The organism is Mycobacterium sp. 1274761.0 (genome assembly GCF_001668615.1).
Taxonomy (GTDB): domain Bacteria; phylum Actinomycetota; class Actinomycetes; order Mycobacteriales; family Mycobacteriaceae; genus Mycobacterium.
Genome location: NZ_LZMC01000056.1, coordinates 119359 through 129324, shown reverse-complemented (window position 1 = coordinate 129324; position 9966 = coordinate 119359). Strand labels below are relative to the sequence as shown.

Genomic DNA, 9966 nt, shown 5'->3' with positions numbered 1-9966 from the left:
CCGGGATATCTGCACAGTCGGTGCCAGGTGCGGACTCGATTGCCGCGTACCGCCACACTATTGGCGACTCTCGCGCCGCGGCCAAACGCCTCGAGGAGATTCTCGTTGACGTTTTCGCGGAGGTGCTCAACCTAGAAAGCCTAGGGCTCGACGATTCGTTCTTCGACTTGGGCGGAGATTCGCTTTCGGCGCTGCGAGCAACCGCCATGCTCAGCGCGGCTCTCGATACCAGAATCGGGGTCACCGATTTGGTCAACGCACCGTCCGTCAGGGGCTTGAGTAAACGCCTGGCAGATATGCCGACGTTGTCGGACATATATCTGCCCTGAGTTCGCCGCGGCTATTAGCGCCGATGAGCTGACGGACCGTGTTGTCCTTCACCAAATGCATGGCACGAGCCGATAACGGACCTGATGCGTGTACTCACGGTAGCCGTCCAGCTCTTGCTGCAACAGGACCTCCTCATCTCGGATTCTTAAGGCGAGCGCTACTCCGGCAGTTATGACCGTGAGCAGTCCCCAGTAGGAACCGAGCGCAAGAGGGATACCAATGATCGTGATCACATTGCCCATATACATGGGATGCCGCACCAGACCATACAGACCGGTGGAGACGATCTTCTGGTCTCCCCCCACCTGCACGGTTGCTGCCGCATAGCTGTTTTGGATCACGACCACAAACACAACAATCAGCCCAGCCGCCACTAGAGCATTGCCGAGTAACGAGATTGCGGTTGGGACCGTCGACCAGCCGAATCGATGGTCCAACGCGCTGATCAATATTGCTGCCGGTACCGACAACTGCCAGCCGGCAACGACGACCTTCTGCACCATTCGAGGCTCCGCTGCCGACCCGCCACGCATTCGCCGCTCGAAAGCAACGGGATTCGTTCGCAACAAATAGATGCCCGGGATCCATCCAGAAAGGTTGTACACCACCAGAAAAACCCACCCTTGCCAGTAATCAAGGGTGCCTGCCGCCAGAAAGAGCATCAATCCCCACGCGACAGACTCAACAAATCCGGCTGCCAACCTCTTGGAAGTGGGTTTCACCGATCCTCCTTGTAGTCCCGTCGATACCGCACGCTACAGCGCGCATTGATTCGCGCAGAAGCCCGCTACTCCCAGGGCCGTAGGCACATGAGTAGGAGAACATCTGCGCGAAACGGACTGGCCCAGAAGGCGGGCGCGCGGGGCGCCCATCCGTGAACTGCTCTGCTGAACTGAGGGCGGTGGCATACTACGGACGTTGCCGAAACCCGTGAGTGGCGATGGTGGACCCTCAGTATATTTTGGAACGGTTCCGATCGAATCGACTATCTGGTCTGGAGAACTTGTGAGCGTCAATCCTTTCGACGATGACAACGGCAGCTTCTATGTCTTGGTCAACGACGAAGAGCAACACAGCCTGTGGCCGACCTTCGCCGACGTCCCGGACGGTTGGCGGGTGGTTTTCGGCGAAGCGGACCGTGCGGCATGTCTGGATTACATCGAGCAGAACTGGCCCGATATCCGGCCGAAGAGCCTGCGTGACAGGCTAGCAGCGGGCGGGGCCTCTGATAATTGAGTTAGTCAAGCATTCAGCCGGCCGGTGAACTGCGATTTTTCATCTTCAGCGCCATTGTTTTCCCGGCAAGGCAAGAAAGTCGGCAGCGATTCTGATTAGCTTGCGGTGTCTGTAACCGCAAAGGTTGCAGCCCCAACTCATTCGATGAAGGAGCCTGTAGATGATGCTCTCTACCCGTACGGCGCGGCGTGCGGTAGCTGGCGCGTTCGGTACCGGTGCGCTTGCCGGCGCGATGCTGTTCGGTGCTCTTCCGTCGGCGATGGCCGATGAGCCCCCCAACTGCACCGCAGCCGACCTCGCCGTCGTGGCCGCAGGCGTGTCCCAGGCAACGGCGGACTACTTGTTCAGCCATCCGGACGTCAACTTCTTCTTCACCAGCCTCGAGGGCAAGACCCGCGACCAGGTGCGCACCGAAGTGGATAAGTACATGGCCGCCCACCCCGTGCAAAAGGGCGAGCTTACCGCCGTACGCCAGCCGCTGGTCGACATCAAGAACCGCTGCGGCGACACCAACGGCGACGGCATCGCTGACACCCCGTAATCCGCGTGCGGGCTGGAGCTGGGCCGCCCGCGCAGGAGAGCGCCGGCCGAATGGTGCTCATGGTGGACGACGATCCCGACGTCAGAACGTCGGTCGCCCGCGGGTTGCGGCACTCGGGATTTGACGTGCGGGTCGCCGCCTCCGGTAAAGAGGCGCTGCGATTGTTGTCGAGCGAGAAGCACGACGCGCTGGTGCTCGACGTGCAGATGCCCGAACTCGACGGCGTCGCGGTGGTGACCGCTTTGCGTGCGCTGGGAAACGACATCCCGATCTGTGTGCTGTCGGCACGCGACACGGTCAATGACCGGATCGCCGGTCTGGAGGCCGGCGCCGACGATTACCTGACCAAGCCGTTCGATCTCGGCGAGCTCGTCGCACGGTTACACGCCCTGCTGCGCCGCACGGGTTATTCCGACCGGTCGTCGGACACCATGACGGTCGGCCCGCTGACCATCGACACCGCCAGGCGGCTGGTGTTCGTCGCCGGTGAGCGCGTCGAACTGACCAAACGCGAATTCGACTTGCTCGCAGTGCTTGCCGAGAACGCGGGCGTGGTGCTCAGCCGGCAGCGGCTGCTCGAGTTGGTCTGGGGCTACGACTTCGACGTGGACACCAACGTGGCGGACGTGTTCATCAGCTATCTGAGGCGCAAGCTCGAACGCGATGAGCTGCCGCGGGTGATCCATACAGTGCGTGGGATCGGATACGTATTGCGAGACGAAACGTAGTGGGGTCGAGCATCTGCCACCGAGACGAAACGTAGTGGAGTCGAGCATCGCCACCGAGACGAAACGTAGTGGAGTCGAGCATCGCCACCGAGACGAAACGTAGCCGGGTGGGCCTGTTCAGATTCGTCCGGTCAGCGTCGCTGCGCACCAGGGTCGCTCTGGCCTCCGCAGCGGCCGCCGCGGCTGTGGTCGCGGTGTTCACGATTCTGACATCGGTGGTGCTGGCCAATAACGATGCGGCACAACTAGATCGGCGACTCGACTCGATCATCGAGGCGAGCAGATATCCCAATCAGCTGTCCAGCCCGCGCCAGGGCGTGCTGACCACGGGACGAATGAAATCGACCGGGCAGGTGGTGTTCCAGCGCGGGCTTCAGCTGCCGCCGCTGCAGCCGGGGACCGCGGACGTCAAGGTGAACGGGGTCGACTACCGCGTGCGCACTATTCCGGTGGAACAGCAAGGGGGCGTGCTGATTTCGATCGGGATTCGGGCCGACAGCATCCTGCTGAGTCGGGCCCGCGTACCGTTCTACGTCGCGGTCGGAGTGGTTACGGTGCTGATCGCTGCGGGCGCGGGGTGGCTGCTGTCCGGTCCCGCGATCCGCCCGCTGCGCCGACTCACCGAGTACACCCGGCGACTGGGCAAGGGCACCGAGAAGATGCCGGAGGTCCATGGCGTCCGGGAAGCCGAAGAACTGTCCGAGGCGATGGCCGGGATGCTGAGCCGGCTCGCCGCCGCGCAACAGGCGACCCAGAATTCCCTACAGGCTGCACAGGATTTCGCGGCGAACGCGGCACACGAATTGCGCACACCGCTGACCGCTATGCGTGCCGACCTCGACACGCTGCGCATCCACAACCTGCCCGACGATGAGCGCGCCGAGGTCGTCAACGACCTGTCGCGGGCGCAGCGTCGCGTCGAGGCGATCATCACCGCGCTCGGCCAGCTGGCCTCCGGCGAACTCGCACGGGCTGAGGACCGCGAGGAGATCGACGTGACCGACCTGCTGGACCGCGTGGCGCGGGAGAACATGCGCCCTGGCGGGTCGGTGGAGATCGTGGTGCAGGCCGACGAGGAGCTCGGCACCATCTGGGGCTGGCCCAGCGGGCTGCGTCTCGCCGTCGACAACCTGGTGCGCAACGCCGTCACGCACGGTTCGGCGACCAGGGTGGTGCTGACGGGGCATCGGGAGGACCACGCGTTGACCATCACCGTCGACGACAACGGCCGCGGCCTGCCCTCCGACGAGCGCATCAACGTGCTCGGCCGCTTCGCGCGCGGAAGTACCGCTGCGCCGGGAGGTTCGGGGCTAGGACTCGCGCTTGTGGCCCAGCAGGCCGCGCTGCACGGCGGCAGTATCGTGTTGGCCGACAGCCCGCTCGGTGGCCTGCGCGCCACCCTGACGGTGTCCGATCAGGCTTGATCCGGCCGGGGCTGGAAGGCGGTGACGGCCAGCCGCCAGCCGAGGAGAAGGACCGCGGTCGCGGCGGCCGCCACTACGACGAAACTGGCGGCGACGCCCGCAGAAGTGGCCTTGCGCAAAACCATTCCCACCGCGACGGTGCACACCCACACCACCAGGCCGGTCGGAACGACGGCGGTCGGACGCCGCCACGCGCGGCTCAACAGCCAGCCGATCACGGCCCCGGCCAAGAATGGCCACGCCGTCTCGGCGACACCGGAAGCGGTCAACCCCTCGGCGTGGCTGCGGCGTCCAACCGCGCAGAACACCAGCACCGCGACGAGGTCGGCGAGCGCCGCGAAGGCGCTACTGCGTCGCATCGCGTCCCTCCGCCTCGGCGACCGTGAGGCCGGCGTCGGGGTCGACGTCCTTTTCGGTACGGAACATGAAGAAGAACACCACCCAGCCGATGGCCGCGATGAAGATCCAGCTGATCAACCGATAGATCAGCATCGCCGAGATCGCCGACGCCAGCGTCATGCCGCTCGACACCAGGCCGGGCACCAGCACCGCCTCCACGACCAGCAACCCGCCGGGCATCAGCGGGATCGACCCAACCGCCCGCGCTGCGGCATAGGCGACCGTCAGCCCGGCCAGTGACGGCCGGCCACCCGCCGCATAGGCGGCGAACGCCAGACACGCCACGTCGGCGATCCAGTTGAACAGCGACCAACTGAACGCGATGGTGAGGTCGCGGCGGCTGAGGCTCACCGACTCCGACTGGTGGAGGTGATGGCGCCAGGTCTCCACGCCGGTATCGACCGGCTTGCCGCGCAGCGAGTTGACCCACGCCAGCACCTTGACCCCGATGCCGTCGATCAGATCGGGGCGCGACGCGACCGCCTGCGCCAGCAGCAGCAGAGCGACGAAGCCGCCAAGCGTAAAGATAAGCGACAGAGGGTTTTTCGACGCGCCGAGCAGGAAAGCGCCACCCAGACCCAGTAGCGCCAGGCCGACGACCTGCAGCACCCCGGACATCACCAGTTGCCAGGACGCCACCACCGGCGAGGCGCCCCATATCCGTTGTTGGCGGTAGATGAACGTCGCCGAGAGCACCGGCCCGCCCGGCATCGTCGTCGACAGCGCGTTGCCGGCGTAGAACGCGGCCTCCGACCGCCACTGCTTGACCTCCACGCCCGCCGACTTCAAGAGCGTGCGCTGAATCTGGGCGAAGCTGTGCATCGACGACATCGCGGCGACCACCGCGGCCAATACCCACAGCCACTTGGCGGCGTAGAGGCTGTGGAACGCCTTCGCCAGCTGGTCCCACACCAGCACGACTTCGACCGTCAGCACCGCCACCGCGACGCCGATGATCACCCAGCGCAGCCACCAGTATTTGCCGCGCGTGGTTCCCTCTTGGCGGCGGGCATTATCCGCCGGCGCATCGTGGGACACGCCCTACAGGGTAACGGCGGAGGCCTCCGACCGGCCGTTACGCTACCGGCATGGCCGCGCTCGGTTCGGGTCACGACGAGGCGGTGCCGCCCCTCATCCAGAAGGCGGCGGCGTGGGCATGGCGCCTCCTGGTGATCATCGCCGTGGCGGTCGCGATCCTGTGGGTGGTGCGGCGGCTGGAAGTCATCGTCGTCCCCGTTGCCCTGGCCTTGATGGTGACCGCGCTGATGATCCCCGCCGTCGACTTCCTCGACCGCCGGGGCGCGCCGCGCGGCGGCGCCGTCGCCCTGGTCCTGCTGACCGGCGTCGCGATCGTCGGCGGCATGCTCACCTTCGTCATCAGCCAGTTCGTCACCGGATTGCCCGGACTGGTCGACCAGGTCACCCACTCGATCGAGACCACCCGCGCCTGGCTGATCGAGGGACCGGCTCACCTGAGCAAGGACCAGATCACCAACGCAGGCAATTCCGCGATCGAAGCGGTCCGCAATAACCAGGCCAAGCTCACCAGCGGCGCATTGTCGACGGCGGCCACCGTCACCGAGATCGTCACCGGTGCACTGCTGACGCTGTTCACCCTCATCTTCTTCCTGCACGGCGGACGCAACATCTGGTCGTTCGTCACCCAGATCTTCCCGACCCACGTCCGGGAGCGGGTGCGCGACGCGGGCCGCGCTGGGTTCCACTCGCTGATCGGCTACGTGCGCGCGACGTTCGTGGTTGCGCTGGTCGACGCCATCGGTATCGGTACCGGCCTGGCGGTCATGGGGGTGCCGTTGGCGCTGCCGCTGGCTTCGCTGGTCTTCCTCGGCGCCTTCGTCCCGCTCGTCGGTGCGGTTGTCGCCGGTTTCCTCGCCGTCGTCGTCGCTCTGCTGGCGAAGGGTTTCATTTATGCGCTGATCACGCTGGCGCTCATCATTGCTGTGCAGCAGCTGGAAGGCCATGTGCTGCAGCCTCTGGTGATGGGGCGCGCGGTGTCGGTGCATCCGCTGGCGGTGGTGCTCGCCATCGCCGCGGGGGGCGTGCTGGCGGGCATCGTCGGCGCGCTGCTGGCCGTGCCGACCGTGGCGTTTCTCAACAGCGCGACCCGGGTGCTTCTCGCACGGGAACCCGAGGCCGAGTTGGAGGCGCAAGAGGCCGAGTCGAGCAAGGTGATCGAGGCCGAGCCCGACGACGTTGCTCAGGGCAAATAAGCTGCGGCAGTCGGCGATTGGCCGACACAATGTCGCGCTGAGAGCGCCGTCGCGGCTATATATGCATGGCGACGCTGTCAGGCTGACATTGTGGCCGCAAACTAGCGGCCGCGGCCTTCCCTGCGCAGCAGATCCGCCGCGCTGAGGTTGCCGCGCCGGCGGCCCTCATCCTCGGCCTGCGCGGTCAGCTTCTCGGTCGAATCGGGATCCTGCTGGCGCTGCGCGGGCATCGCGGTGGTCGGGTCGGCATCGGGGCTCGCATGCCTGCTGGCGCGCGAACGCTGCACCGGAATCGCCGTGGTGGGCTCTGCGCCCTGCGGCGGAGACGGCGGCGACGCGGGTCGCGCCGGGGCGGCGGGACCGGTGCCACGCAGCTCGCCGAGCCACGACTCGATCTCACGGTCCTCCCGCACGGGCGGGGGCGGTGCGACACGCTTGGCGCGAGGGGGCGCCGCATCCGCACCCGCCACCGCATTGCGGGGCGCCCCGTCGGCGGGCGCCGGGATCCGGGTGGTCTGCGGCTCGCCGGCGGGGGCCGGACGTGCCACGGGCATCCGCGTGGTGCCCGCCACCGACGGGCTGTTGGCCCGTACCGGCGCGGTCGGGATGCGGGTGGTCGCGGCGCCGGGCCGCGTCGCCCCCTCGACGGCCGGGTGGGTCGGGTCGTGCGGTGGCAGTGGCCTGCTCGACATGGGTGGCACGGGCGCACCGGCACCAACCAAAGCCGCTTCATCCGATTCACGGACGGTCGGCCGCTTGCGCTCGTCGGGCAGTTCGGTCTCGCCGAGGCCGAGCCGCTGCTGGATGCGCTTCATCCACTTGGGTGCCCACCAGCAGTCGTCGCCGAGCAGCTTCATCACTGCGGGCACCAGGAACATGCGAATCACGGTGGCGTCCAACAGAAGTGCGATCAGCAGACCGAACGCCAGGTACTTCATCATGACCAGGTCGGAGAACGCGAACGCGCCAGCGACGACCGCAAGGATCAGCGCCGCGCCGGTGATCAGCCGGCCGGTGGTCGCGGTGCCGATGCGGATGGCCTCGGCGGTGGACATGCCCCGCTCGCGGGCCTCGACCATGCGTGACACCAAGAACACTTCGTAGTCGGTGGACAAACCCCAGATGATTGCGATGATCATGCCGATCATCGGCGCCATCAGCGGCTGGGGGGTGTAGTTCATCAGTCCGGAGCCGTGTCCGTCGACGAACATCCACGTCAGCACGCCCATCGTTGATCCGAGCGTCAACGCGCTCATCACCGCGGCCTTGATCGGCAGCACGACCGACCCGAACGCCAGGAACATCAGGATCGTGGTCGTGACGATCAGCGTCGTCACCATCAACGGCAGCTTGTCGAACAGGCTGTGAATGCTGTCCTGCTCCAGCGCCGGAGTGCCACCCACCGAGATGGACAGGCCGTGCGGCGGCGGGATTGCCCGCAGTTCCTCGATCTTCTTGGCCGCGTCGTTGCGGTTTTCCAAACCGTTCTGGATCACCCGCACCGACGGGTCCTTCGACGCCCCGTCCAGGTATGGGCGCTCCTGCCACATCTTGGTCGGATCGTTGTTGGCGTCGATGAAGCCCGAGATCTGCATCGCCTTGGCGCGCACCTCGGCGATCTGAGCGTCGGTGACCGGCTGGTCGTTGTCGCTTTCGATGACCATCGTCAGCGGTTCGGTGCGGAAGCCGGGGAAGGTCTTGTCGAACTCCTCCTGCGCCTGGCGCACGCTGTTGTCCGGCGGCAGGTATTTCTCGCTGATGCCGCCCAGCGACAGCTGACCCAAGGGGATGATCAGCAGGATCATCACGATGATGATGGGGGCCGCGAAAGCGATGGGCCGCTTCATGACTCGGTTGACGAGCTTGCCCCAGAAGCCCTTCTCGACCTCTTCGCGCGTCTTGGTCTTCTGCGTCTTCTCGGCGAACCAGTCGATGATCCGCCGCGATACCGCCCAGTTCCGCAGGAACGGCACCCGCAGCAGGGTCCGCACCCCGAGCGCGTCGATGTTCGGCCCGACGATGGCCAGCGCGCCGGCCAGCACGGTGATCGACAGGATCGCCGAGAGCATGACCGTGGCGATGATCGCGTAGGTGATGGACTTCAGGAAGCCCTGTGGGAACAGCAGCAGGGGCAAGGCTGAGGCCACGATGATCACCGCGGAGAACGTCACCGTGCGACCCGACGTCATCATCGTGCGACGGACGGCGGCCTCGGTGTCGTAGCCCTCGGCGATCTCTTCCCGGAACCGGCTCACGATGTAGAGACCGAAGTCGATCGCGATACCGAGCCCGACGAGCGTCACCACCGGTTGGGCGAAGAAGTGCACGGGGATGAACTCCGCGAGGAGTCGCATGATGCCCAGGGATCCGGCGATGGTCAGCCCGCCGACGATCATCGGCAGGCTGGCCGCGATGACGCCGCCGAATACGAAGAACAGCACCACCATCACCAGCGGCACACCGAGCAACTCGCCGCGCTGCTGATCGTCGCCGATGGTTCCGGTCAGTTCGCTGGCCAGCGGCTGCAGACCGGCCTGTTTGACGTCGACCCCGTCGATGTTGAGCGCTTCCTTGACGGTCTTGCCGTCCTCACCGACGTTCTTGTTGTAGTTGTTCAGGATCGCGTCGTCGTTGTCGCCCTTGAGCTGGATCGACATGAACGCATGCTTCTTGTCGGCGTCGGCCATGTTCTTGAGCACTTCGGGGCTCTTGAAGTAGCCGATCGACCGCAGAACCTGGTCCGGGTGGGTCTTCTCGACCTCGGCGAGGTTGTCGAGGATCTTCTTCTGGAACGCCGGGTCGTCGACGGTCTTGCCCTCGGGCGCGGTGTAGATGCCGACGATGTGGCCGGAAGTGTCCCGGCCGTAGGTCTTGTCGGCGACGACCGAGGCGTGCACCGATTGACTGCCCTCGTCGTAGAACCCGCTCTGGGTGACGTGCTGGCCGAGGCTGATGCCGTAGACGCCGCCGCCAAGGCACAGAGCGACCATCACTCCGATCACGATGTATCGGTAGCGGAAGACCGTACGGCCCCACCAGGCGAACACCTAAGCTCCTAACTCACAAAATCTCTATGC

At 65.7% G+C, this 9966-nt stretch carries 10 protein-coding genes; 6 read left to right on the top strand and 4 right to left on the bottom strand.

Annotated elements, in window-relative coordinates:
- The first annotated feature begins 20 nt into the window (after nt 1-20).
- The gene (locus A5651_RS26410) at nt 21-329 is read left to right on the top strand and encodes a phosphopantetheine-binding protein (RefSeq protein ID WP_369803932.1); all 309 of its coding nucleotides are present in this window, start codon (nt 21-23) and stop codon (nt 327-329) included.
- A 48-nt stretch (nt 330-377) separates the two neighbouring features.
- Here A5651_RS26410 and A5651_RS10575 read toward each other — a convergent pair whose 3' ends face one another.
- On the bottom strand, nt 378-1052 hold the full coding sequence (locus tag A5651_RS10575) for an isoprenylcysteine carboxylmethyltransferase family protein (RefSeq protein WP_066979332.1): 675 nt from the start codon (nt 1050-1052) through the stop codon (nt 378-380).
- A gap of 283 nt (nt 1053-1335) precedes the next feature.
- On the opposite strand from A5651_RS10575, the gene A5651_RS10570 reads away from it, so the two are divergent.
- From A5651_RS10570 to A5651_RS10555, 4 genes are all read left to right on the top strand, one after another.
- The gene (locus A5651_RS10570; RefSeq protein ID WP_066979330.1) at nt 1336-1566 is read left to right on the top strand and encodes an MbtH family protein; all 231 of its coding nucleotides are present in this window, start codon (nt 1336-1338) and stop codon (nt 1564-1566) included.
- A 160-nt stretch (nt 1567-1726) separates the two neighbouring features.
- The gene (locus A5651_RS10565) at nt 1727-2107 is read left to right on the top strand and encodes a heme-binding protein (RefSeq protein WP_066979327.1); all 381 of its coding nucleotides are present in this window, start codon (nt 1727-1729) and stop codon (nt 2105-2107) included.
- A gap of 50 nt (nt 2108-2157) precedes the next feature.
- The gene (locus A5651_RS10560; RefSeq protein ID WP_197496600.1) at nt 2158-2835 is read left to right on the top strand and encodes a response regulator transcription factor; all 678 of its coding nucleotides are present in this window, start codon (nt 2158-2160) and stop codon (nt 2833-2835) included.
- 107 nt (nt 2836-2942) lie between these two features.
- Complete coding sequence (locus A5651_RS10555; protein ID WP_066979394.1) at nt 2943-4259, top strand: HAMP domain-containing sensor histidine kinase; 1317 nt, start codon at nt 2943-2945, stop codon at nt 4257-4259.
- On the opposite strand, the gene A5651_RS10550 is transcribed toward A5651_RS10555, so the two are convergent.
- Together A5651_RS10550 and A5651_RS10545 are read right to left on the bottom strand one after the other, a co-directional pair.
- Entirely contained in the window at nt 4250-4618 is a 369-nt protein-coding gene (locus A5651_RS10550) for a DUF3054 domain-containing protein (RefSeq protein WP_066979323.1), read from the bottom strand. The genes A5651_RS10555 and A5651_RS10550 overlap by 10 nt on opposite strands.
- The gene (locus tag A5651_RS10545; RefSeq protein ID WP_066979320.1) at nt 4605-5696 is read right to left on the bottom strand and encodes a YbhN family protein; all 1092 of its coding nucleotides are present in this window, start codon (nt 5694-5696) and stop codon (nt 4605-4607) included. The genes A5651_RS10550 and A5651_RS10545 overlap by 14 nt, the downstream gene beginning before the upstream one ends.
- A gap of 50 nt (nt 5697-5746) precedes the next feature.
- Between A5651_RS10545 and A5651_RS10540 the strand changes: the two genes are divergently transcribed.
- Nucleotides 5747-6889: an AI-2E family transporter gene (locus A5651_RS10540; protein WP_066979318.1), complete on the top strand. Its 1143-nt coding sequence runs from the start codon at nt 5747-5749 to the stop codon at nt 6887-6889.
- Between the two features lie 101 nt (nt 6890-6990).
- On the opposite strand, the gene A5651_RS10535 is transcribed toward A5651_RS10540, so the two are convergent.
- Nucleotides 6991-9936 carry an MMPL family transporter gene (locus tag A5651_RS10535; RefSeq protein ID WP_066979316.1) on the bottom strand — a complete coding sequence of 982 codons (2946 nt, stop codon included), beginning with the start codon at nt 9934-9936 and terminating at the stop codon, nt 6991-6993.
- Nucleotides 9937-9966 lie beyond the last annotated feature (30 nt).

Excerpts from the sequence above, each read along its gene's own strand:
- A5651_RS10560 (WP_197496600.1), top strand. The coding sequence starts at position 2,158 with ATGGTGCTCATGGTGGACGACGATCCCGACGTCAGAACGTCGGTCGCC.
- A5651_RS10540 (WP_066979318.1), top strand. The coding sequence starts at position 5,747 with ATGGCCGCGCTCGGTTCGGGTCACGACGAGGCGGTGCCGCCCCTCATC.
- A5651_RS10565 (WP_066979327.1), top strand. The coding sequence starts at position 1,727 with ATGATGCTCTCTACCCGTACGGCGCGGCGTGCGGTAGCTGGCGCGTTC.
- A5651_RS10550 (WP_066979323.1), bottom strand. The coding sequence starts at position 4,618 with ATGCGACGCAGTAGCGCCTTCGCGGCGCTCGCCGACCTCGTCGCGGTG.